Source organism: Bacteroidota bacterium (genome assembly GCA_016714535.1).
Taxonomy (GTDB): Bacteria; Bacteroidota; Bacteroidia; order AKYH767-A; family OLB10; genus JADKFV01.
This window is the reverse complement of the sequence record JADKDR010000005.1, coordinates 82,782-109,350: the sequence shown is the minus strand read 5'-3', so window position 1 is coordinate 109,350 and position 26,569 is coordinate 82,782. Positions and strand designations below refer to the sequence as shown.

The window sequence follows — 26,569 nt, the reverse complement described above, 5'->3', positions numbered from 1 at the left end:
TTTCTAAATTTTCTGCAGAAATAAATTGAATAATATTTTCTTTAAACAATAAAACTATATTTGCCGCCTCTCAAAAAAAATCTTTTGAATTAAAATTATCAAATATCAATAGAAAAAAATTTAAAACGAGTTTCAGAATCGGAAACTAAAAACGAAAGAATTAATTAAATCAAAAAAAACTATAAACTAAATAAAACATAAATTTCAGTTATGAATAAACCAGTTCAGCAAAAGCAAGAATCAAGTGGAGGCGGCATGTTTGCCTCTTTAGCAATTGTAATCGCGTTAGTTGTTTCCATCATTATCTATGTCTTTGTACTAGGCAATCCTGCCAATTTTGAAGACAACAACAACGCCAATCACCCTGTAGCAACAGGCATAGGCAGTATATTTGGATTACTTTACAAAGGGGGAGTAATTGTTCCCTTATTGTTGTGCCTCTTAATATTAGTTTTTACATTTTCTGTTGAACGTTTTCTTACAATCAACAAGGCAATGGGTAATGTTTCGTCACATACATTTCTTGCCAAAGTTCGTAGCATGTTAAACACCAATAATCTTGATGGCGTAGTGCAGGAATGCGATCGTCAAAAAGGTTCGCTTGGCAATGTTGTCAGAAGTGCGATGAAAAAATATCGTGAGGTAGAAACAGAACCAAACATGGATAAGGAACAAAAAATAGTTGCCATACAAAAGAGCGTAGAAGAAGCTACCGAAATGGAACTACCGATGTTGCAACGCAACCTGGTTATTATTTCAACCATCGCCTCTATCGGCACACTTGTCGCACTTTTAGGAACGGTAATCGGGATGATTAAGGCCTTTAGGGCCTTGGCACAAGCAGGCTCCCCTGACTCTATCGCACTTTCGAATGGTATATCTGAGGCCTTGATTAATACCGCTTTTGGTATTGGTACCTCAGCGTTGGCTATTATTGCCTATAACTATTTTACTACCAAAATAGATTCGCTTACTTTTAGTATAGATGAAGCAGGTTTCAGCATTGTGAACACCTTTTCTCAAAGCCACAAATAATTGTATTTGTGGAAACGGATGAATAATTTATCTATTCAATAAAAAAGTAAAAGAATGGGAAAATCAAGAACAGGACGAAAAAACATCCACATTGACATGACGGCAATGACGGATGTGGCTTTCTTGCTGTTGACATTCTTTATGTTAACTACCAAGTTTAAGCCCGATGAGCCTTTTACGGTAGATACACCTTCGTCTGTTTCAGAAATAATACTTCCGGAGGCTGATATTATGCAGGTTTCGGTAGATGCAAAAGGACAGGTGTTTTTTACCATGGACGGGCAACAAGCACGTATTAAAATGCTCGAAAAAATGAGTGAGCAATATGGGGTTGCATTTACCCCGGCACAAAAAGCTACGTTTTCAAATCTTTCAAGTTTTGGAATGCCCATAGCGCAGCTTCCTGCGTTTTTGGCTTTAAAGGTCGAGGAGCGTCCTCGATTTAAGCAAACAGGGATCCCTTGTGACAGCACAAAAAATGAATTGCGCGATTGGATATGGCAAGGCCGCCTTTCTAATCCTGATGTACGTATAGCAATTAAAGGTGATCGCGAAACAAATTATCCGGTAATAAAAAGGATAATGGACACCTTGCAAGAACGGAAAGTAAACCGCTTTAATTTTATTACCAACCTTGAATCAGGTGAGTAAAATTTTTTTTAGAATTTTTTATGGAAAATTAATTTAACCAACATCAACAAAAAGTAATCTGAATGGCACAATTAGATGATAGCGGTGGCGGTGGTCATAAGAAAGGGGAAAGCAAAGCCAAACCCAAGAAGAAAACCATATTAATTGATTTCACCCCAATGGTGGATTTGGGTTTTCTTTTGATAACTTTCTTTATGTTAACTACCACTATGAACAAGCCTAAAACAATGGAAATAAATATGCCATTGAAAGAGGACGTTCCGGATGAAGAAAAAACCAAATTCAAAGAATCGCAAACAATGACGATTATACTAGGCGAAAAAGATAGAATATACTATTACTTCGGAATTAATAATCCGGTAGTTGATAGCACTAATTTTAGCGCTGCAGGAATTCGCAAAGTACTCCTAACCGAATCTACAAAACGCAATCCACTTGTTGACTCGGTAAACATTTATAAATCGATGATTGTAAATAAGCAATTTAACACACAAACTCCTGATAAGGATGCAGCCAAAAAGAACATTGCGCGCATTAAGGCTTATAAAGATGGGCTTATTTGTGTAATCAAAGCAAAAGATGAATCTAAGTATAAAAACCTGATTGACATTTTAGATGAAATGAGTATTTGCAATGTTGGCCGCTACGCAGTGGTTGACATTACACCTCAGGACTTACAATTATTATCAGGAACGCTTCCTACCACAAACTAAAAATTGAATAACATATGTCAATAGCCTTAATAATAGTTGTTTTAGTAGTAGTAGCCTTTATTGCCATTGATTGGCTTACTTCCAAAATATCCTTATACGACAGTAAATGGACCAACATTGTTTTCGATGATAAAAACAAAGCTTATGGTGCTTATGAACTGCGTAAGATTGCCAATAAGAATGTAATGACCGGAGTGGCTGTTTCTGTTATTGCTCTGGGAGTTGGGTTGAGTGCACCATTAATTGCAACTATATTCAGCAAACTTACAGAAAGCAAAGATAAGATAGTTGAAGTAACCACGCTTGAAGCACCTCCACCAATAGATAAAACAGAGCCTCCTCCTCCTCCTCCGGAGGCACCACCACCTCCACCTTTAAAATCAACGGTGAAGTTTGTGGCTCCCGAAATTGTAAAAGATGAGGAAGTAAAAGAAGAACCACCACCAACGGTAGAAGAACTAAAAGATGTAGATGTAGGTAAAAAAACCGAAGAAGGTGATCCAACAGGTGTTGATAATAGCTTGGTTGATGAAGTTAAAGTAATAGACGAGACTCCACAGATATTTACCATTGTTGAACAAATGCCAGGATTTCCTGGTGGTGAAGAGGCACTTATTAAATATATAAGTTCTAACTTCAGGTATCCTGCAATGGAACGTGAAAACAATATTACAGGTACGGTATATCTTACCTTTGTTGTGAGGCCGTCAGGAGAAGTAAGTGATATTAAAGTATTGCGTGGTGTTAATGGAGGACCTAATTTAGAAAAGGAAGCAATTCGTGTAGTTAAGTCAATGCCAAAATGGAAACCCGGTAAGCAAAATGGAAAAGAAGTATCGGTTCAATATAATTTGCCGGTGCGCTGTGTGTTAAAATAAACACACATTTTAAATAAAATGAATCCCGTGACTGAATATCTGTTGCGGGATTTTTTTTAAGTTGAAGCGCGGAGAGCAAATGTCGGAGAACTGTATGCTGAAATGAGAATATTTATGAAGCACAATTGAGAACTATATCAAGAACTAAGTAACCTCAAACATCAAACTGAGAACTCACTAGAACTTTTCCCGATGTCTATCGGGATTAAACTTTAAACTAATTATTAATGAATAAAAAATATTTTTACTACTCGGCCATAGGCTTTAGTGTATTGTACGTTTTGGTTGGTTTGTATTTAATTTTTATTGATACACAGTTAATCATCAAACCTCTTTATAAATACCTGTTTGGAGGGTTTATTATTGTGTATGGCATTTTTAGAGCTATACGCGCTATGCAGATGATGAAAAGGAATGTGTGAAAAGAACTATAAGTTATTGCTTTATAAACTTTGCGTTTAATACTTCGCTTTCAGTTTTCAAAATTGCTATATACAATGCATCGCTCCAACTGCTACAATCAAAATTCGCAGTTGCATAGCCGTTGATAACCTGTTCGTTGCACTTATGGAAACGAAGCTGCCCTCGACCATCGTATATAGACACCGTTACATCCTTGCCTCGCAAGCCACTTGCAATTTGTACAAGTTTTTGTAAAGCGGAAATATATGTGCATTTTAAATCACATTGCAGGCCCTAACCCATAGGAAGTTGCAAAATGGAAGTTTCATTTTTTTTTGGGAGGCGGTTTGTGTACTACAGATTTTTGTTTGCAGAAGGGCTTTGGTTTTAGTCTGAGGGCAACGTATATTTTTTTGAGGATCTCATTTGGTTCAGAACCTTTATGCACAAGTATGATTTATTCAAAAGTATGTTGGCTTGAGGTGGTAATCATTTTTTTGGTATTTGCTATTCTTACAATCTACTGCCAACTATTGTTGATGTTTTGTTTTTTGAGTTGATGGCGTATTGTCTTTACCATCAAGTATGCAAGCAATCCCACATGCAGGTGTGCAATGGAACTAACATCGCGCTTGTGATATATGGGATGCCGGTCAAGGCCTATATAAGGCATCGGAAGGTAGATTCTATTTCGCAAATAGTGTTGATTGGGTTGCATATCATTACTTGCACCTCCTCCATTTTAGTATCGTCATATCATTGCCCTAAGGGGGATGCTTATGATGATTCCAATTTATATACTCTTAAACAAATCCAAATATTTTAAACAACCTTATTGCCATTTCAAATTAATGTTTATAATTGTGGAGAAAATAACGAGTTCAGCAATCGTTGACTGCATCACAAAAGTATATAGACAAGCAATACGTATATCAGATTGAGAAAATAGTTTACCATCCGCAGCCAAAGAGTATTTGCAAAGTATCCCTTATTGAAAATTTATTTTCTAATTATATTGTAGTCTAACAATTTAATACTTCTTAAAATGAAAAAGCCTGAAACATTATTAAATTCTGCGGCATTATTTTCACAAGTGGGAAATAATGTTAATTGCGCTGCCTGCCTGCCCCCCCCCCCCCCTCTGCTCAATGCGCTCAGATTAGAGTAAGTAACGACAGAATAGAAGCGAAATACGGCATCGCAAAAATTCTGAGTAATACTATTTTATACCTTGCATTAAGTCTGTTGTGCATTTTGATGTTTAATTTGAATAATGCAATTGGACAAGGTATTACTTTTACAAATGCGCCTTCAGATATAAGTATCTGCGATAATGCAGGAAGCAGTTATGAAATAAGTTTTCCTAATATGCAAGCAAGTGATAAAGTAACAATAACCCTTAGTGTAATGGATGGAGGAATTGTAGTTCCTGTTAATGCGAATGAATACCCAAGTTGTTTTGGATCAATCACACAAATTAGCAGTTCACCATTTTTATTTGACATGACAAATGTCTCTGGCGTTACATTTCAACAAAATCAGTCTAATTACAATATCTATGATTTAGAATTTACCACTGCTGGTACTTACAGCTTATCTTTCAACCTGAAATTAAATTGCTCACTGAATGGATATTTCAGCCTCTTGAATTACGCCAGTCCTACATTGAATTGTAATTTGACATTCGGAAATTTATCGGTTGATGTAGATGCAAATATTAATTCTATTGTTGTCGCTGCTGACCCAAACAACAATATTGTTAACACCCTTGGATATTTAGAAAACACATCGTTTACGTTCATATATAATTTCGATAAAAGTCCTGCTTCCACATCAATAAGCGATTTGACGTTTGATTGGGAATTGGTATCGGCTGGCGTATTGCCATTTACGATTAATAAAATTTATATCAATGGAAATTTAACCACCTTAACTAATCCAATTATAGGTGAAACATTTCAACTACAAAATGGCACAAATCCACTTACAGTTTCAATTGATATTACTATGACAAGCTGCCCACCTGGCGGGACACAGGATATACAAGCAATTCTCAAATATAGATGTGGAGATGCAGCCTTGTCCACTGATTGCAATGCTTGTGGCGAAGCTGAGAAAGTTGTTAATTATATCAATATTTCAAATAAAAAATGTACTATTGAATATGAACGAATGGAACCACTTGATGCAAATGCCGGAACAAATGCGCCAATTTATCAAATGCCATACGATGTTAGCTGCGCAGAAATTGATGACGAAGTACTTTGGAAGTATGAAATTCGCAACTTAGCAAACAATGCTACTGTAAAAAATATGAAACTACAGCTAAATGAAAATGGAATTGCAAATAATAACCTCGTTATTTTAGATTGGAATACAGTAACGGTAACCACAGCAGGTACAGGCGCAAATATTATTAGCAATATCCCAACTGTTTATGCCGGACAAGTTCCAGCTTGTACCGCGCAAGTAGTCAGTCCAATATCCGGTTTTGTACTCTCGATCGAAGATTTTAAACCAAGTACAACCTTGACCGTAGAATTTAAAACAAAGAAATGTTGTACCAGTGATTTTATTTTGTTTGGAAATCTCTTTAATAAACCTAAAAATTTTAATCAATTCAGCCTGCAAATTACCGGAAAGGATATTTGTAACAATAACATCAAAGTAACCACGCCAAAGTCAAATTCATTGTATAATAATGGTGGAATAAGTACGCATCAAAATTTTAATAATAAACCGCCTGATTTAGATATGGTAGCGCCTTTTACTCCAACGGTAATGGATGTTATTGTGTATGCTTCAAATGAAATAGATGTAGCAACAATACTTAACCCACCTATCGTAATTAATAATAAAATAAACATTAATGATTTGATAGGAGATAATGGACTAAATGACCAATACGATTTACAAGCATTCGGTTATGAAGGAAAACTAACTGGACAAATACCGGACTATGAAAATAGTGGGTTAAAGGATGCATATATAAGAGTAAAAATATCTTGCCAATCTGGATTACAAATTGATGAACAAAATAATCTGAACACGCTTGGAATTGACTTTACACCCGTGTTTCATGGTGCTGTTGATTGGGCGCCTGATTTTATTCTGCCAGTGGTAGATTATGAATGTGGGAAAAAGCATGACTATTATTTTTTTTATAAGATGGAAGATTTATTTGCTCTGATAGGAAATGTGAATCCGTTCACCTTTATTGAGAGTAGTAATTTTAATTTTAAGTTGTTTGCATGTTGCAGTTTACTTACTTCACAAGCCACTAATTCTGGCGATTATGATTTAGAATTCAGTATTATGCATAATTGTACCGTAAGTCCTATCATCATTGATGAACTTAATTATAATTCGCCAAGCATTTGTTGGATTCCTTTGAACAAATATGCAGACCATATTACTGTGAACTGTCCAGGTTGCTATGCGCCTGGTTTAATTACTGATAGTTATTATATGAGGCGAAAGTCTTTAGGCTATCAGGATGCTAACGATAATGGTTTTACTGATGCAAACCAATTAATTCAATATAAGCCTACCATTGCAGATGGCAAATCTTTATATAACGAATATGATCAAATGTCACATGAGATAGCAACGCATGGAGATGAGATAGAAGATCATACTATTTTATATTTTCAAGATGGGAATGTGGGATATGGGGGTTACAATTATGCTGCTATGACTGCACATGGAGAGTTTTTAGACTGGATTCAAGTGTTAAGGGAGATACCATTAGCAGACCAATCTAATATGAATTTGATTGTTACAGGTTTGGATTTTTATGTTGATGAAAATGGTGCGGGCAACTGTATTGATTGCCCTAATTTTGAATCTTATAGTGATAAAACAACCATTTTCGAAATGCATATTAACGACTTTCAAAATTTATCGCTCAACATTCCCTATCAAATTCTTGAAAGCGGATCAAAATGGAAATTATTTTTTCACAATGCATGATGAAGATATTAAGAATGCTAAATTGAACCAAAACGCAAACTACTTCTTTGCAAGTTCATCCAATAATTGGATAAACAACGTTTCACAAAATACGTTCAATTTTGATACAGAACAGAGGTATAGGCTCGTGTTAAGGTACAAAGTATGCGGCAATATAACGACCGATGCAAGTTTTAGTAATGCACTATCACAATCTGTAATAACCAATGATGCATATCTAATTGGAGATAAAATAACGTTTGCAAATGCATTTAATAAAAGTAAGTATCCAGAAATGCCCGGAACTATTGCAGATGTAACAGGCTTAGGATGGTGCTTTGGTTGTAACTTATGTAATTGTATAAATACACCATTACCACTTACATCTTGTGCTTGTAATGCTACTTTGGCGCAAGGTTTCAAATTCAAGTGCGAGGTTTATGGTTGCAAATTCTATTTTGCTTCGACAGCCGTAAATACCGAAGCCGAATATCATAATAATGCTTCTAACTGTAGTGCAGATTTATCAACCAAAGTTACGAGTTCAATTGCTAATCCTGCAGATGATTGTTTCGCTTTCGAAGTAAGGCCTTCAGTTTTTTCAGTGGATGATTGGAGTCATTCAAATTTATCACCAGCTTATGGATTAATAACATCAGGATCGTTGGCACCAAGAATGGCAACTTGGGATTTTAATGGAAATTATTCGCAATTGATTCCAGCTTCATTTGTGAATGCCCCTCCAATATTAAAAATTGAACGAGGTAATAATAATGGCACCAACCAATTTTTCGATAAAATAAAGGTAGCAGATGAGACTTATACCGTTGGTACAACACCTGCCCATTTCGATCAAAGGAGTACAATAGTATATTTTGCGAATTTTAATCAAAACAGCTGTACTCCTGTTAACCCAACACATATTTATAGTGCAGTTGATTTGAGTTGTACTTTTATTGATAATAATACCAATAGTACTTGTACAACCATTCAAGCCATGCCAAGCCAAACAATAGCACTTTACCCTGAGGATCGGTGGATAGCAAAGGCTCCTTCGCTATTACTCAATGTTTTTGATGTTGTTACCATAGCTAATTCAAATCAAGTGCAGTGGACTTTTAAAATTACGAATAGCGGCCCATCAACAGCACCTTATATCTACATTGATTTACCTCCTAATATGTTGCCATACTTTAATAATTTTGCAATAAGCAACTTGCAACTTAATGGTAGCACATGGCCCTATCAACCCTGTGCGGTAAATGGCAATGTAATAGTTTTTGATTTGCACGATGCCAATAGTCTATTACATGGACTAGAGACCCTTGATGAGGTCACAGGCACCATACAGGCCAATTATTTTAATTGTTTTCCAAATACCTTGCAACTTAAATTTGCAGCAAGATGGACCTGCACAGCCAATTCAAGTATAGTTTGTGATGACGCTGCTGAAAGTACTTGTTACGTACAAAGCATAAAACCAAATGTATTTACTAATATTACAACTATAAGCCAAACATTTACGCTTTGTAGTGAACAAAATATTGCTACTGTGCGATTTTATAATTTAACAGATGATGGAATATTATTTCCCACAAATCTTATTTTTGATTTTACAAATGTGCCGCAAGGCGTTTTTAATATTACATCTTGTATAGTAAGTGACTGTGTTGGTAATTCAGTAACTTTGCCAGTAATAAATAACGCCATAGCCAATATGGGAGATTTTATAAATTTTTTAAACACCAATAATTTGCTGGCAGCGGATGGAAGCCTGAAAAAAAACGCTTGTTTAGAAGTTAGTTATGAATACAGTATTGGGTGTACATCTTTAAACCCTTTAAAACCGCCTTTTATTACATTAGGGTTTACTTTATTTTGCCAATCAGTATATAATGTATCAGCAACCATACCGCCTATAGACATAAATTCGTCTGACCCCAGCCATTGCACCGATTGCTACTCCATACAAAAAGACATAAGTGCCCCTACCGCAGAAATTGGTGAAATAATAACATATACAGTTACCGTTACAGGATATAATGGTGCTAATGCAACTAATGTAGATCTTACTGATAATTTGCCGCCAAATTTTTCACCTACATCGCCAAATCCTTTTCCTGTGAACAATATTAATTTGCAGTACGGCTCATCTCCGTTGATATACACGCTAACTGGGTACTTTACACAAAGCGGTAATCATGATAACGTTGCTCAACTTTCGAATGGCATACAAGACAATGCTTTGGTAACCGTACCGCTGGATTGCTACGCAGCTATTCAGCCTTTCACAATAGGCGTTAACAGCTCGTCAATAAACTATGTTTCTAACGCGGCCATTGCTTCTGGTATTGCCAACAATACCGATATGAAAATAAATGGGAAACTTGTAATTGACCCGGCTTCAAATTACTTTTACATACAGGGCAAAGACATTAAAATGGGACATGCTGCCGAAATAATTGTAAAGCCCGGCAAGGCACTTATAATAGGAAAAAATGCCGCCAATAATAAACCCACAAAAATAACTGCCTGTTACAAAATGTGGAAGGGCATACATTTGTTGTATAGCAAAACGCTAAATGGTAGTTTCCTCTCTATTGACCATTCTGAAGTGAACGATGCGCAGTATGCAATTAACATTGAAGATTATTGCTTTGTATCGCTTACCAACAGTACCTTCGACCGTAATTATGTGAGTTTATATATACCCATACCTGCCAATGCAGCAGTTGACCAAATAAATACATCAGTATATTTTATTGATCATTGCATCTTTGATGGTAGTGCTCCACTAACGGTAAATTATCAGCAGCAAACTCCTGTGGCAATGGCAAAGCCCCTAGCTGGCATATTAGCCTACAGAGCCAATATTAATAATTGCGTAAATAATGTGTTCAACAAACTAAGCAACGGCATTATTGGTTATAACAGCAACCTCGAGTTGCGCGACAATCGGTTTTTTGATATAAAACCAAATAATACCGAATATGCAGACCACACTAAAGGAATATTTGATGTAGTATATAATGGCAGTGCCGTATATGCATTTGGGGGCCGCAGCAATAATTTTGTACATTTAAATGGATTAGGCAACACCATCACCACCTTCGACAATTGCAACTATGGCTTATTTGCCGACCGAATCAATATTGAAGCACAGCACAATAAAATGGTCAATATGCGAACGGGATTTAGGGTTACTGCAGGCAAGGGTAAGGATATGCGGATACGATTAAATGATGTGACATCAGACATGGACGGTATACAACTGTATATAAACGATGGATGCAACTCATTAATAGTAAACCAAAACGTTGTTACTTTTGGTGGGAATAGCAACTCAACAGCCATAGGCATAGTACTAAAAGAAGCAGGGCTGCCCAACAAAAATGTACACATACGCAAAAACAATATATTTTTTAAAGCCGGAGCCACCAATGCACGTATAGGTATATTGAGCAATGCCAACTACGGTGCCGAAATAGCCAAGAACGAGATTACCATGACCGATGCCACCATAAACACCTACGGCATAGCTATAGATGGCAGCCGTACAAACAATGTAAGCTGCAATATTGTAACAGGGGCAGGTACTACAGGTACAGGCATACCCGCAGCAGTAAAAATGATAAATGGCGATGCACACACAGTAGGATGCAATAATCTTAGCAGTGTGGAGAATGGCTTATTGGTACAAAGCCCCATAGCAGGATTATCAGTAAAAGGAAATGACTTTGCAAATAATAAAAACGGATTACGATTTGGCTTGCAAACCGGTAGTGCAAAAATAATTAATGATTATAATGATGGTAACCGTTTTCTTAGCAATACTTTGGATGCTTGGAATGAGTATTTTGCAGGTCAACAAACATATCCAAAAACAATTGTTGACAATTCTAATAATTGCTTACCTTTGGTTCAATCCCCTACTAATTGGTTTCAAGATTTTCCAGGAACAAATTGGACATGCGGTACCGGCAATATGAGCTATTGCAGTCATTACCCGGACGATTGCAGCAATTGCCGCACTGCACTTGATGATGATGTTGCAACAGGTGAATTTGAAAATGGAGCATATACAACCGAAAGCCTTTGGCTTTTAAGCAAAAAACTTTTTGCCAAATTAACTGAAAATGATATCTTACGTAATGATAGTTTGATGGAAGCATTTTACCAAAGTAATTTAAATACTGACCTGGCAGATTTAGTAGCAGTAGAAGATGATAAAAGCCAATTAAATATGTCTGACAGTGCTGATATTTGGCAATTAGACCAAAAGCGAGACACTATTAAACAGACCAACGATGTGGTAAATTTAAGCCTGGAAGCTATCTATGCAAACATGACCGATACTGCCGCAATCGATAGCCTTATTCAGTTAATAGTTCAGTTGCAAAATAAACTATACATTACAATGGCCGAAGGCGATAGTTTACAAACGGAAGAGGAAGCAACGGATGAATTAGATGCAGCCATAATAAAAACTGATAACGATGCCATAGCCTCCAGTAATGATATTGCCGATTATGAACAACTATTCAATGAGATTTATCTGAGTACGGTTGGCCGACATAATTACAATATTAATTCTTATCAAAAGCAAATACTGTACACGATTGCCAATTTATGTCCAATAGCATTTGGCGATGTAGTTTTTAAAGCTCGAACGCTCTACAGTATTATTGAATGTAATGCAGAATATAATGATATGAGTGCTTGTAATGCAATTGGAATACCAATAAGAAAAGGAAAACTAAAAATTGAAAAAATTGAAAAAATAAAATTGTTTCCAAATCCAGCAAGTGACGAAGCTACTATTTTGTTCAATAATAAACCAAACCAAAATGTTGTACTTAGAATTACAAATGTATTCGGTCAGATTATTTTAGAAAAAAATATTGGACAATCGCAATTATTCAAATTTGGAACTCAAGATTATGCAACTGGTGTTTATCATATTGCATTATTATTAGAGGAGCAAAATATTTTTAACGAAAACCTAATAATTATTCGTAAGTAACATGAGAAAGTTTAAGTGCTTTTTGTTATTGCTATGCTGTATAATTAGTATCAATGTTAAATCACAAGGATTATCCAATATTTGGTTGAGTGGATATGCAAGTTGGGGTGGACTGCCTTTTGGAGGCATTGAAATAGATTTCATAAACGGGGCACCTAATGTTCAGTACAAATACATTCCCATGAATTTTGACAGAGGAGTAGCCACCATCAGCGATAGCCTTGGCAATATAAAATTATACACCAATGGTATATGGATAGCTGGGGCAAATGACGATACAATTGTCGATGGAGGTGGTATTAGCCCACCAGTAGATAATGATTCACTTGGTTTATGGATTCCTAAATCGTGTATAATTTTACCAAAACCAAATGATACCGCAATATATTATTTAATACATACCTCAACTGATAATCCACCGGTATTCAGTGAATCTTATTTTATAAAGTACAGCATTATTGATATGAATGCAAATAATGGGCTTGGCGCAATAATTTCCAAAAACAATATTTTACAAACGGGCAATTTTGTCCTTGGAAATTTGTCCGCATGCAAGCATGGGAATGGGCGAGATTGGTGGATTGCTTTTTTGGGTAAAAATACAAATATCATCTATTTATCATTACTTGGACCATGGGGCATAAGTCCACCTACTGCGATTTCGGTTGGAAATAGCCATACAAGATTTATCGGGCAAAGCACATTTTCACCTGACGGTGGCAAGTTTGCATACACAATGTTGGGAGATTCGCTTTATAAATTTAATGTTGCAGTTATCGATTTTGATAGATGTGACGGAGTGTTTAGCAATGATAGGTATTTTGAAGTTTACGATTCATTAGGAAGTGCAAGAGGCATAGAATTTTCACCAAATTCACAATACTTATATATATCAAATTTATTATCTATATTTCAATTTGATATAACGCAAGCCAATATTAAAAATACAATGGTAAAAGTTGCGGAGTGGGATAGCTTTTATTCCCCAAATCCGCCTTTTGCCACCCTCTTTAGCTTTATGGGCATTGCTCCTGATGGGAAAATATATGTAAGTACAGGTAACAGTACATTGCACATGCACATAATTGACCAACCAGATAGTCCCGGTCTTGCTTGCAACGTAATACATCATGGTTTGCAACTTCCTGCATTTTCTATTTCGTCTCCGCCTAACCACCCCAATTATTTCTTGGGGGCTAATGGGGGGTGTAATAATTTGAGTTATGAAAGTTTAGAAAGTGGGAAGGTTAAGAAAGTTACGGTGTTCAATAATCCTACACGGGATAATTTTACACTTTGGTTTCCGCCTGATAAGGATGTGGGTTGGTTGGAGATATATGATGTTAACGGTGAGTGTATACGTAGGGAGTATGTAGCACAATGGAGCCAGTATAAGACTGTGGATATATCTAATTTAAGTGCGGGGGGCCAAGTGGTGAGGGGAGTGTGAAAGTGGTGAGGTTGGAGTAGTCATGTAAGCCAAAATACACCCCCAAACCCCTTAAGGGGCTTGCATCCGCACAGGCTTTTTATTTTAGTTTAAAAACAGATTCTTATGAATAATGAGCATTTTGAAAATTTACATTCTACAGCAAAGCCAATTCAATTTGTATTTGCAGCGCAAATGCGAAAAGAACCAACCAAGGCAGAATCAATTTTATGGTCATACCTTTCAGACAAACAAATGCAAGGTTTAAAATTTAGACGACAACATCCATTGGGTAATTTTATTTTAGATTTTTATTGTCACCAAATAAAGTTGAGCATCGAGCTGGATGGCGAAATACATCAGGATGAAAAACAAAAAGAATATGATTGTGAGCGCACCAAATTTCTAATTGAAAAAGGTATATTTGAAATCCGATTTACCAACGATATTATTTTAGATAGAATAACTGATGCATTAAATGAAATTGAAAACACAATTCAACAATTGAAAAAGAAATTAAAATGATAAGAAATACCCATCGCAGTATAGGTAAGCCCCTTAAGGGGTTTGGGGCGTATTCTATTGCAATGCAATGCCCGCTTGCAGGCGGCACAGCGGTGTTTAAAGCCCGTGCCATGTTGCAGGCCATAAATGATACCACTATCTATAACGACCGCGATATATGCAACAGTGTTGGCATTACATTACGGCAACTCAATAAAACAGAAATTGCAAAACCAACGGCAAGCGTATTCCCAAACCCTGCCAATGAGAGTGTAACGGTTGTTGTAAACGCTGGTACAGATTGTGCAGTTATTTTTGAGCTCACAAATAAATTAGGGCAGCCGATTGCATTGTTTAACTTAGCGGATAAACCAATGCCCTTTACTTTTAGTACAAACGCACTGACGGCAGGTATTTATACCTACCAAATAAAATGCGATTTGAGCATTATTGAAACCGGTAAATTAGTAATAATACACTAAGCATGAAAAAGCAGGCATTAATAATTGTTATGCTATTTGCATGCAGTTTTGGCGTTGCACAACAAGGCATCAGCAATAATTGGATAAGTGGTTATTATGCGCAATGGGGTAAGCCACAAGGCCAAAACCGTATAAATTTTTTTACTGGCATCCCTGCTGTTGCTTTTGATAGCATTGATATGAATTTCAGGCACACCCATGCCAATATAAGCGATAGTGCAGGTAATATGTTGTTTTATACCAATGGATATTACATAGCTGATGCTACAGACGATACCATGGACAATGGTGGTGGCATAAACCCCGGTGCTTACGCCAATTTTGTGCCTGATGGGTTTTTGATACCGCAAGCAGCATTGATATTGCAAAATCCAGGTAGCAATAGCATTTATTATATGTTTCATAATACTGCAGATGCATATCCAATTATTCCAAACAATAGTACTTCTTTCAAGTTTTATGTAACAACAATAGATATGAATCTAAATGGAGGTTTAGGTTCTGTAATTAGTAAAAACTACATTTTGATTAATGACAGCATGAATGTTGGTAAAATTGCCGCATGCAAACATGGCAATGGCAGAGATTGGTGGATAGTTATTCATAGAGTAAATACAAATAGATTTTTTAAATTTTTACTCACTCCTTATGGTTTTACCGGTCCTTTTATTCAAAACATTGGTTCAATAAGGCCTGATGATGCAGGCCAAGCAAAATTTTCGCCAGATGGCAATAAATTCGCATATTTTTTTTATAATACCGGCTTAGATGTCTTCGATTTCGACCGTTGCACAGGCATGTTAAGCAATTGGCGTAACGATACTATACCAATTCAATATGGTAATGTAGGTGTAGAATTTTCGCCAAACTCACAGCAATTGTATGTTGGCAATATTACAGAGATATATCAGTACAATGCAAATGATACTAACTTACAAACCAATAAAATTGTAGTGGCCACTTATGATAATTTTTATGATAGCTTTCCCGGTCTTGGCACTTACTTATGCTACCCACAACTTGCCCCCGATGGTAAAATATACATAACTACTGGTAACGGTACCCGCTATTTTCATATATTAGACCAGCCAGATAGCCCCGGGCTAGCCTGCAATGTAATACAGCATGGATTGATGGTACCTTCGTTTTATTTCAATACCATTCCCAACCACCCTAATTATTTTCTTGGTGCAAATGGGTTGTGCAATAATTTAAGTTATGAAAGTTTAGAAAGTGGGAAGGTTAAGAAAGTTACTGTGTTTGGTAATCCTACACGGGATAATTTTACATTGTGGTTTCCGGTTGATAAGGATGTGGGTGTGTTGGAGATATATGATGTTAACGGTGAGTGTATACGTAGGGAGTATGTAGCACAATGGAGCCAGTATAAGACTGTGGATATATCTAATTTAAGTGCGGGGGTTTATTTTTGTAAGATGAGGTGGCCAAGTGGTGAGGGGAGTGTGAAAGTGGTGAGGTTGGAGTAGTCATGTAAGCCAAAATACACCCCAAACCCCTTAAGGGGCTTGCATCCGCACAGGCTTTTTATTTTAGTTTAAAAACAGATTCTTATGAATAATGAGCATTTTGAAAATTTACATTCTACAGCAAAGCCAATTCAATTTGTATTTGCAGCGCAAATGCGAAAAGAACCAACCAAGGCAGAATCAATTTTATGGTCATACCTTTCAGACAAACAAATGCAAGGTTTAAAATTTAGACGACAACATCCATTGGGTAATTTTATTTTAGATTTTTATTGTCACCAAATAAAGTTGAGCATCGAGCTGGATGGCGAAATACATCAGGATGAAAAACAAAAAGAATATGATTGTGAGCGCACCAAATTTCTAATTGAAAAAGGTATATTTGAAATCCGATTTACCAACGATATTATTTTAGATAGAATAACTGATGCATTAAATGAAATTGAAAACACAATTCAACAATTGAAAAAGAAATTAAAATGATAAGAAACACGCATCGCTGCATAGGAAAGCCCCTTAAGGGGTTTGGGGCGTATTCTATTGCAATGCAATGCCCACTTGCAGGCGGCACGGCAGTGTTTAAAGCACGGGCTATGTTGCAGGCTATTAACGATACACTGGCATATAACGACCGCGATATATGCAACAGTGTTGGTATTACATTGAGGCAATTACCTAAAACGGAAATAATAAAACCAACGGCAGTCGTATATCCCAATCCTGCCAACGAGAGTGTAACGGTTGTTGTAAACGCTGGTATAGAATGTGCAGCCAATTTTGAGCTCATCAATAAATTAGGGCAACCAATTGCATTGTATAATTTATTGGACAAACCAAGGTGCCATTTACATTTAGTACGAAAGCATTGGCGTATCGGTATTTATACCTACCAAATAAAATGTGACTAAAGCATTATCGAAACAGGTAAATTAGTAATAATACACTAAGCATGAAAACGCAGGCATTAATAATTGTTATGCTATTTGCATGCAGTTTTGGCGTTGCACAACAAGGTATCAGCAATAATTGGCTATCAGGATATTATTCAATTTGGGGTAAACCCTTTGGTCAAAATCGTATGAATTTTTTTGCTGGATTTCCTACAGTTTCCTATGATAGCATTGATATGAATTTTGCACACACCCATGCCAATATAAGCGATAGCGCAGGCAATATGTTGTTTTATACAAATGGGTACTACATTGCCGATGCTACAGACGATACAATGGATAATGGCGGTGGCATAAACCCCGGTGCTTACGCCAACTTTGTGCCTGATGGGTTTTTGATACCGCAGGGTGCTTTGATAATCCGAAAACCATTGAGTAATATTTATTATTTATTTCACTCTTCAGTCGATAATTATCCCAATCCAAACAGCAGTATTGCGTATCACTTAAGAATAACAACTATTGATATGGATTTAAATAATGGATTGGGGAAAGTAATTACGAAAAATGTTGCGATAATAAGTGACACATTAAATGTTGGCAAAATAACCGCATGTAAACATGGCAATGGTAGAGATTGGTGGGTAGTCGCTCACCGTATGAATAGTAATAAGTTTTATAAAATATTGGTAACGCCATATGGAGCAGATTCAATAAGTGAACAATCAATAGGATCCTTTAGAGCAACAGATGCTGGTCAAGCAAAATTTTCCTCAGACGGAACACGATATGCATACTTTCATTACAATACCGCAGGTCTTGATGTATATGATTTTGACCGTTGCACAGGCATGTTAAGCAATTGGCGTAACGATACCATACCAATTCAATATGGCAATGTAGGCGTAGAATTTTCGCCAAACTCACAGCAATTGTATGTTGGCAATATTACAGAGATATATCAGTACAATGCAAATGATGCCAACTTACTAAACAACAGAATGGTAGTTGCTACATATGATGGGTTTTATGATAGTGTACCTGGCCTTGGCACTTACCTATGCTACCCACAACTTGCGCCCGATGGCAAAATATACATAACTACTGGTAACGGTACCCGCTATTTTCATATAATAGACCAGCCAGATAGCCCCGGGCTTGCCTGCAATGTTATACAACATGGGTTAATGGTGCCTTCGTTTTATTTCAATACTATTCCCAACCACCCTAATTATTTTTTGGGGGCAAATGGGTTGTGCAATAATTTGAGTTTTGAAGGTTTAGAAAGTGGGAAGGTTAAGAAAGTTACTGTGTTTGGTAATCCTACGCATGATAAATTTACATTGTGGTTTCCGGTGGATAAGGATGTGGGTGTGTTGGAGATATATGATGTTAACGGTGAGTGTATACGTACCGAGCGGGTAAGCCAATGGAGCCAGTATAAAACGGTGGATATTAGTGCGCTTAGTGCAGGGGTTTATTTTTGTAAGTTGCGGTGGCGGAGTGGTGAGGGGAGTTGTAGGGTTGTGAAGTTTTGAAAGTTTTGAAGGTTGAGAAAGTTTTAAAATTTGTGTAATCTGTTCAATCAGCTTAATGTGTGGTTCAGACAATTGGCAATTCACCCCTAAATCCCCTTTAGGGGGACTTGCCTATTCTCGGCTTGGATTTTCGTGACTATTTGATTTTTTAATTGAATAAAATTTGAAAACTAATACTAAATAATAAGAGAAACCCAGCGTAGCAAAGGTAAGCCCCTTAAGGGGTTTGGGGTGTATTTTGGTGCCGAATGCGACTACGCTTGTGGTTGCATCTATGTCAGTTGTGAATAACAAAATTTTATATTTGCTTAGTAAAATATTTATGTTATAAAATGAATGAACAATGCAAAACTATTTCACGAGCTGTAAGCGAGGGTGCTTGCGGGAACGGGGGGCTTTACCATGGTAAACTTATAAAACTGAAGTAGCCATGAGAAAATCTTGCTTTTTAGTTTTATTGCTTTTTGTTGCAAAAAGTAGCATGGCTCAGGGGTTAAGTAATTTGTGGATGATGGGTTACCAAAGTAATTTAAATACTGACCTGGCAGATTTAGTAGCAGTAGAAGATGATAAAAGCCAATTAAATATGTCTGACAGTGCTGATATTTGGCAATTAGACCAAAAGCGAGACACTATTAAACAGACCAACGATGTGGTAAATTTAAGCCTGGAAGCTATCTATGCAAACATGACCGATACTGCCGCAATCGATAGCCTTATTCAGTTAATAGTTCAGTTGCAAAATAAACTATACATTACAATGGCCGAAGGCGATAGTTTGCAAACGGAAGAGGAAGCAACGGATGAATTAGATGCAGCCATAATAAAAACTGATAACGATGCCATAGCCTCCAGTAATGATATTGCCGATTATGAACAACTATTCAATGAGATTTATCTGAGTACGGTTGGCCGACATAATTACAATATTAATTCTTATCAAAAGCAAATACTGTACACGATTGCCAATTTATGTCCAATAGCATTTGGCGATGTAGTTTTTAAAGCTCGAACGCTCTACAGTATTATTGAATGTAATGCAGAATATAATGATATGAGTGCTTGTAATGCAATTGGAATACCAATAAGAAAAGGAAAACTAAAAATTGAAAAAATTGAAAAAATAAAATTGTTTCCAAATCCAGCAAGTGACGAAGCTACTATTTTGTTCAATAATAAACCAAACCAAAATGTTGTACTTAGAATTACAAATGTATTCGGTCAGATTATTTTAGAAAAAATATTGGACAATCGCAATTATTCAAATTTGGAACTCAAGATTATGCAACTGGTGTTTATCATATTGCATTATTATTAGAGGAGCAAAATATTTTTAACGAAAACCTAATAATTATTCGTAAGTAACATGAGAAAGTTTAAGTGCTTTTTGTTATTGCTATGCTGTATAATTAGTATCAATGTTAAATCACAAGGATTATCCAATATTTGGTTGAGTGGCTACGCAAGCTGGGGTGGTTTGCCTTTTGGTGGAACTGTCTTGGATTTCAAAACAGGGAGTATAAACGTAAACTACAAATACATTCCCATGAATTTTAGCACAGGAGTAGCCACCATTAGCGATAGCCTTGGTAATATTAAATTATATACAAATGGTATTTGGGTTGCAGGGGCAAATGACGACACTATAGTTAATGGCGGTGGTATTAGTCCACCTGTAGTGCAAGATTCATTAGGGCTATGGGTTGGTCAATGTTCAATGTTTTTACAAAAGCCTAACGATAGTAACATTTATTTTCTTATACATTCATCAGTTGACAATCCAAACAATTACAATTTTACAAATTATGTATGGTACTCGGTAATTGATATGAATTTAAATAATGGTTTCGGTGGAATAATTTCAAAAAATAATATTTTATTTAACGGTCAAATAATGTTGGGTGCGATTAACGCATGCAAACACGGTAATGGACGAGATTGGTGGATAACAGCGGTTGAAAGATATACCAATAAATTTTTCTGCGCAATATTGACTCCATACGGCATCATTAATTTACCTAAAATTAGTGTCCCCTCTTTCCATAACCAAAGCGGAAGTGGAAATGCATTTTCGCGTGATGGAACAAAATATGCTGGCGTTTTTTTGGGGGATTCCATTCATAAATTCAATATTCATTTATATGATTTTGATAGATGCAACGGAATTTTATCAAATGAGCGAAACATTGAATCAATAGATTCGGTTGGTTATGCTCGTGGTATAGCATTTTCTCCAAACGGCCAATATTTATATGTAGCAACCGTCTATAAAGTTTTTCAGTATGATTTAAGTCAGGTCAACATAAAAAATAGCGAAATTATTGTTGCTGAATGGGATAGTTTCTACAGCCCAAGCCCACCTTTTGCAACACTATATGAGTGGATGAGCCTCGCGCCCGATGGCAAAATATACATAAACACAGGCAACAGTACATTACATATGCACATCATAGACCAACCGGATAGCCCTGGCACAGCATGCAATTTTATTCAACATGGGTTACAATTACCAACCAAATCTGTGTCGGCACCACCAAATCACCCTAATTATTTTCTCGGTGCAAATGGGTTGTGCAATAATTTGAGTTATGAAAGTTTAGAAAGTTGGAAGGTTAAGAAAGTTACAGTGTTTGGTAATCCTACACACGATAAATTTACTTTATGGTTTCCGGTTGATAAAGATGTGGGTTGGTTAGAGATTTATGATGTTAACGGTGAGTGTATACGTACCGAGCGGGTTGCACAATGGAGTCAGTATAAGACTGTGGATATTAGTGAGCTTAGTGCGGGGGTTTATTTTTGTAAGATGCGGTGGCCGAGTGGGGAGGGGAGTGTTAAGGTGGTTAGGTTGGAGTAGTCATGTAAGCCAAAATACACCCCAAACCCCTTAAGGGGCTTAAATACAAGGAATTTTGGTTTATAGTTGCTTTAGGTTTCCTATTTAAATTTTGCTTATTTGTAAAAAGTAAAGTATTGTGTGTAATTGAAAAAACTATAAATCTAATAGAACGAGTAACGTAATGATACGAAATAGCCAGCCGAGAATAGGTAAGCCCCAGAAAGGGGTTTGGGGTGTATTGTAACGGTGGCTGTATACGTACGGAGAGGGTGGCTCAGTGGAGCCAGTATAAAACGGTGGATATTAGTGCACTTAGTGCAGGGGTTTATTTTTGTAAGATGAATTGGCCAAGTGGTGAGGGGAGTGTAAAGGTGGTTAGGTCAATTGTAAATGCTTGCGGCTTTTTTCAAAAAAATTCCCGCATCAAAAATTTGATGCGGGAATTCAATTTATCAGTTTCTACGATTTAGTCTTCTTTGGTTGCCATCAACAAATCGTATTCTTCTTGCGAACCTACAATCAACTTATCATAATCGCGCATACCTGTACCAGCTGGAATTAGGTGCCCTACAATAACGTTTTCTTTCAATCCTACCAAATCATCAATTTTACCGGCAATTGCAGCTTCATTCAATACCTTGGTTGTTTCCTGGAAGGAAGCAGCCGAAATCCATGAACGTGTATGTAACGATGCTTGTGTAATCCCCTGTAACAAAGGATGTGAAGTAGCTGGTACTGCCTGACGTGCGTCAACAGGAGTTTTATCCATACGTTTAAGCATAGTATTCTCATCGCGCAGTTTACGTACTGTAACTATCTGGCCTTCTTTAAAGTTGACACTATCGCCTGCGTTTAATACTACCATTTTATCAAATATCTCATTATTCTCTTCGATAAATTCGATACGATTTACAGACTCACGTTCAAGGAAACGCGTATCTCCCGGATCATCAATTTCAACCTTACGCATCATCTGCCTTACAATTACCTCAAAATGCTTATCGTTAATCTTTACGCCTTGCAAACGGTAAACTTCCTGTACCTCGTTTACAAGATATTCTTGCACGGCATTTGGTCCTTTAATATTTAAGATGTCAGATGGTGCAATGCTACCACCGCTTAACTGCATTCCGGCACGTATGTAGTCATTGTCTTGTACAAGAATGTGCTTGCTAAGTGGCACCATATACTTCTTTACTTCACCATCTTTGCTGGTCACAATAATCTCGCGATTACCCCGCTTAATTCCTCCATATGCTACTATTCCATCAATTTCAGAAACTACAGCCGGATTACTTGGATTACGTGCTTCAAACAATTCGGTTACACGTGGAAGACCACCTGTAATATCCGATGTCTTACCGCTGCTACGTGGTAGCTTCACCAGAATCTGTCCTGCACCTATCTTATCTCCTTTGTTAACTACTACGTGAGCTCCTACTGGAATGTTATATGATTTCAATACCATTTTATCTTTACCCAGAATTCTAACTACCGGGTTTTTAGATTTATCGCGGCTATCAATAATTACTTTTTCCTTAAATCCTGTTTGCTCATCGCTTTCTTCGCGGAAAGTAATCCCTTCTTCTACATGCTCAAAATCAATAACACCGGTTGCTTCAGTAATAATCACGGCATTGTAAGGGTCAAAGGTGCAGATTTCATCTCCCTTGGTTATTTCCTGATTTTCCTTTACAAATAAGTGAGCACCGTAAGGGATATTTGCGGTTGCCAGTATGGCTTTTGTATTTTTATCTACAATTCGCATTTCGCCCGAACGACCTACTACAACTGTCATCTTTTTCTTGCTTTCGCTATCGAAAGCTATAGAACGTAATTCATCAAATTCTATAATTCCGCTATACTTGGCCAGAAGATTAGTTTCGGCTGCCAGCTTGCTTGCTGCACCACCCGCGTGGAATGTACGAAGTGTAAGCTGTGTTCCCGGCTCACCAATTGACTGAGCAGCTATTACGCCAACCGCTTCGCCTTTTTGAACCATGCGTCCCGAAGCTAGATTACGTCCGTAGCATTTGCCACATACACCTTGCTTGCTTTCGCACGTCAATACCGAACGAATTTCTACACTCTCAATCGGAGAGTTTTCAATCATATCGGCAATTGGTTCTATTATTTCATGACCTGCATGTATAATTACTTCACCTGTAAGAGGATGAATAATATCATGCAATGAAACACGACCTAAAATACGATCGTATAATGATTCTACTACTTCTTCGTTATTCTTTAATGCAGTTTCGGCAAGCCCACGAAGGGTTCCGCAATCTGCTTCATTAATAATTACATCCTGTGCTACATCAACCAACCTACGTGTAAGGTATCCTGCATCGGCAGTTTTCAAGGCTGTATCAGCCAAACCTTTACGCGCACCGTGTGTACTGATAAAGTACTCAAGGATGGAAAGTCCTTCTTTAAAGTTGGAAAGAATCGGGTTCTCGATAATCTCACCTCCTGCTGCTCCCGATTTTTGTGGCTTAGCCATCAATCCCCTCATACCACTTAACTGACGAATCTGATCTTTACTTCCACGGGCACCACTATCAAGCATCATCCATACTGCATTAAATCCTTGCTTGTCGGTAGCAATTTTCTTCATCAGATTTTCGGTGATGCGTGAATTGGTACGTGACCAGATATCAATAATCTGATTATAACGTTCGTTGTCGTTAATAAATCCATTACGATAATTGTCCAATACCTCTTCTACCTGATCATTTGCTTTGCCAATAAGCTTTTCTTTGTCAACCTCAATATTGATATCACCCAGGTTAAATGACAAGCCACCTTTAAATGCCATACGGAATCCAAGGCTCTTAATATCATCCAAAAACTGGGCAGTGCCTGCAATACCTACTTTTTTCAATACGCGAGTAATTATTTCACGCAACGATTTCTTTGTAAGCAATTCGTCAATATATCCAACACTTTCAGGGACCACCTGATTGAACAGAGCTCTACCAACTGTAGTTTCAAGTATCTTGATTTCAATACCGTTTTCAGTTTCTACAGGTACACGTATTTTGATAAATGCATGTAAGTCAACACGACCTTCATTATATGCGATATTTAATTCATCGTATGAATAAAATGTCAATCCTTCTCCCTTAACCTTTAGGATATCGCTGCTGCGCTTTCCTTTGGTAATGTAGTATAGTCCCAAAACCATGTCCTGCGAAGGTACGGTGATAGGTGCACCATTTGCAGGGTTAAGAATATTATGCGATGCAAGCATCAGCATCTGTGCTTCTAATATTGCGGCATTGCCAAGGGGTACATGCACAGCCATTTGATCACCGTCAAAGTCGGCATTGAATGCCGTACAAACCAAAGGATGTAATTGAATGGCTTTACCTTCAATCATTTTAGGTTGAAATGCCTGTATACCTAAACGGTGAAGTGTTGGCGCGCGGTTAAGTAGCACAGGATGTCCCTTTAACACGTTTTCAAGTATGTCCCAAATAATTGGTTCTTTCTTGTCAACTATTTTTTTGGCAGATTTTACTGTTTTTACTATGCCACGCTCAATCATTTTACGAATGATAAATGGCTTGAACAACTCGGCCGCCATATCTTTTGGCAATCCACATTCATGCAACTTAAGCTCAGGCCCAACAACAATAACCGAGCGCGCACTGTAGTCAACACGCTTTCCAAGAAGGTTCTGACGGAACCTTCCTTGCTTTCCTTTAAGCGAATCGCTCAAGGATTTTAAGGCTCGGTTACTTTCAGTTTTAACCGCATTTACTTTACGCGAATTATCGAATAAGGAATCGACCGACTCTTGTAACATACGTTTTTCATTACGTAAGATTACATCCGGGGCTTTAATTTCCATCAATCGCTTTAAGCGATTGTTACGTATAATCACCCTGCGGTATAAGTCATTTAAATCGCTGGTTGCAAAGCGGCCTCCATCCAATGGCACCAAAGGCCTTAACTCGGGTGGAATAACCGGTACCACTTTTACTATCATCCATTCGGGGCGATTAACGATGTTTTCGTTGGCTGAACGGAATGCTTCAACAACTGATAAACGTTTTAATGCCTCATTCTTACGTTGCTGCGAAGTTTCGTTAGCAGCTTGTGTACGAAGTTTGTATGACAATGAATCTAAATCAAGTCGTTGCAACAAATCGTAAAGTGCTTCAGCTCCCATCTTGGCAAGAAACTTATTTGGATCTTCATCATCAAGGTGTTGATTTTCTTTTGGTAAGCTTTCAAGAATATTCAGGTACTCATCTTCGGTAAGAAAATCAAGATAGTTTACTCCATCAGCAGACTTGATACCGGCATTGATTACCACATAGCGTTCGTAATAAATGATAAGGTCAAGCTTCTTAGTTGGCAATCCTAACAGGTATCCAATCTTATTTGGCAATGATCGGAAATACCAAATGTGTGCAACCGGAACCACAAGTTGTATATGGCCCATGCGCTCTCTTCGTACCTTTTTCTCGGTAACTTCTACTCCACAACGATCACAAACAATTCCTTTATAGCGAATACGCTTGTATTTTCCACAGTGACATTCCCAATCCTTTACAGGCCCAAAAATTCGTTCGCAAAACAAGCCATCACGTTCAGGTTTGTAAGTACGATAATTAATAGTTTCAGGCTTAAGCACTTCACCGGCCGATTGCTCAAGGATATCCTCAGGAGAAGCCAGGCTTATGGTTATTCGTGAGAAATTGCTTTTAACTTTTACTTCTTTCTTCACAGTATTTTT

At 37.1% G+C, this 26,569-nt stretch carries 19 protein-coding genes; 16 read left to right on the top strand and 3 right to left on the bottom strand.

All coding sequences use genetic code 11. From position 1 onward, the window contains the following. Positions 1 to 210: 210 nt before the first annotated feature. The 5 genes from IPO27_08070 (at position 211) to IPO27_08050 (ending at position 3,699) form a co-directional block, all read left to right on the top strand. A complete protein-coding gene (locus tag IPO27_08070; GenBank protein MBK8846481.1) occupies positions 211 to 1,035 on the top strand; it encodes a MotA/TolQ/ExbB proton channel family protein in 825 nt (274 codons plus the stop codon). A gap of 54 nt (positions 1,036 to 1,089) precedes the next feature. Beyond that, complete coding sequence (locus IPO27_08065; protein MBK8846480.1) at positions 1,090 to 1,686, top strand: biopolymer transporter ExbD; 597 nt, start codon at positions 1,090 to 1,092, stop codon at positions 1,684 to 1,686. A gap of 62 nt (positions 1,687 to 1,748) precedes the next feature. Then, positions 1,749 to 2,399 (top strand): biopolymer transporter ExbD, encoded by a 651-nt coding sequence (locus tag IPO27_08060; protein ID MBK8846479.1) that lies wholly within the window; start codon positions 1,749 to 1,751, stop codon positions 2,397 to 2,399. A gap of 14 nt (positions 2,400 to 2,413) precedes the next feature. Next, on the top strand, positions 2,414 to 3,277 hold the full coding sequence (locus tag IPO27_08055; GenBank protein MBK8846478.1) for a TonB family protein: 864 nt from the start codon (positions 2,414 to 2,416) through the stop codon (positions 3,275 to 3,277). Between the two features lie 227 nt (positions 3,278 to 3,504). After that, entirely contained in the window at positions 3,505 to 3,699 is a 195-nt protein-coding gene (locus tag IPO27_08050; GenBank protein ID MBK8846477.1) for a hypothetical protein, read from the top strand. 13 nt (positions 3,700 to 3,712) lie between these two features. Here the strand turns inward: IPO27_08050 and IPO27_08045 are convergent, their stop codons facing one another. Continuing rightward, positions 3,713 to 3,904 carry a T9SS type A sorting domain-containing protein gene (locus IPO27_08045; GenBank protein MBK8846476.1) on the bottom strand — a complete coding sequence of 64 codons (192 nt, stop codon included), beginning with the start codon at positions 3,902 to 3,904 and terminating at the stop codon, positions 3,713 to 3,715. Positions 3,905 to 4,199: 295 nt separating this feature from the next. Next, on the bottom strand, positions 4,200 to 4,376 hold the full coding sequence (locus tag IPO27_08040) for a hypothetical protein (GenBank protein MBK8846475.1): 177 nt from the start codon (positions 4,374 to 4,376) through the stop codon (positions 4,200 to 4,202). Between the two features lie 569 nt (positions 4,377 to 4,945). Here IPO27_08040 and IPO27_08035 point away from each other — a divergent pair. The 11 genes from IPO27_08035 to IPO27_07985 all read left to right on the top strand — a co-directional run bounded on the left by IPO27_08035 (position 4,946) and on the right by IPO27_07985 (position 21,840). Beyond that, on the top strand, positions 4,946 to 7,651 hold the full coding sequence (locus IPO27_08035; protein MBK8846474.1) for a hypothetical protein: 2,706 nt from the start codon (positions 4,946 to 4,948) through the stop codon (positions 7,649 to 7,651). Beyond that, complete coding sequence (locus tag IPO27_08030; protein MBK8846473.1) at positions 7,644 to 12,653, top strand: DUF11 domain-containing protein; 5,010 nt, start codon at positions 7,644 to 7,646, stop codon at positions 12,651 to 12,653. The genes IPO27_08035 and IPO27_08030 overlap by 8 nt, the downstream gene beginning before the upstream one ends. A 1-nt stretch (position 12,654) precedes the next feature. Beyond that, positions 12,655 to 14,103, top strand: coding sequence for a hypothetical protein (locus tag IPO27_08025; GenBank protein ID MBK8846472.1), 1,449 nt, complete (start codon positions 12,655 to 12,657; stop codon positions 14,101 to 14,103). Positions 14,104 to 14,208: 105 nt separating this feature from the next. Beyond that, entirely contained in the window at positions 14,209 to 14,607 is a 399-nt protein-coding gene (locus IPO27_08020) for an endonuclease domain-containing protein (protein ID MBK8846471.1), read from the top strand. Then, positions 14,604 to 15,068, top strand: coding sequence for a T9SS type A sorting domain-containing protein (locus tag IPO27_08015; GenBank protein MBK8846470.1), 465 nt, complete (start codon positions 14,604 to 14,606; stop codon positions 15,066 to 15,068). The genes IPO27_08020 and IPO27_08015 overlap by 4 nt, the downstream gene beginning before the upstream one ends. Positions 15,069 to 15,070: 2 nt before the next feature. Continuing rightward, positions 15,071 to 16,555, top strand: coding sequence for a T9SS type A sorting domain-containing protein (locus IPO27_08010; protein ID MBK8846469.1), 1,485 nt, complete (start codon positions 15,071 to 15,073; stop codon positions 16,553 to 16,555). A gap of 84 nt (positions 16,556 to 16,639) precedes the next feature. Beyond that, positions 16,640 to 17,038: an endonuclease domain-containing protein gene (locus tag IPO27_08005; GenBank protein MBK8846468.1), complete on the top strand. Its 399-nt coding sequence runs from the start codon at positions 16,640 to 16,642 to the stop codon at positions 17,036 to 17,038. Continuing rightward, positions 17,035 to 17,463, top strand: coding sequence for a hypothetical protein (locus IPO27_08000; protein MBK8846467.1), 429 nt, complete (start codon positions 17,035 to 17,037; stop codon positions 17,461 to 17,463). Before IPO27_08005 ends, IPO27_08000 begins: the two co-directional genes overlap by 4 nt. 41 nt (positions 17,464 to 17,504) lie before the next feature. Next, entirely contained in the window at positions 17,505 to 18,983 is a 1,479-nt protein-coding gene (locus IPO27_07995) for a T9SS type A sorting domain-containing protein (protein ID MBK8846466.1), read from the top strand. A 430-nt stretch (positions 18,984 to 19,413) separates the two neighbouring features. Further along, a complete protein-coding gene (locus tag IPO27_07990; GenBank protein MBK8846465.1) occupies positions 19,414 to 20,301 on the top strand; it encodes a hypothetical protein in 888 nt (295 codons plus the stop codon). A gap of 48 nt (positions 20,302 to 20,349) precedes the next feature. After that, a complete protein-coding gene (locus IPO27_07985) occupies positions 20,350 to 21,840 on the top strand; it encodes a T9SS type A sorting domain-containing protein (GenBank protein ID MBK8846464.1) in 1,491 nt (496 codons plus the stop codon). Between the two features lie 448 nt (positions 21,841 to 22,288). Here IPO27_07985 and rpoC read toward each other — a convergent pair whose 3' ends face one another. Continuing rightward, a complete protein-coding gene (gene rpoC / locus IPO27_07980) occupies positions 22,289 to 26,560 on the bottom strand; it encodes a DNA-directed RNA polymerase subunit beta' (GenBank protein ID MBK8846463.1) in 4,272 nt (1,423 codons plus the stop codon). Positions 26,561 to 26,569 lie beyond the last annotated feature (9 nt).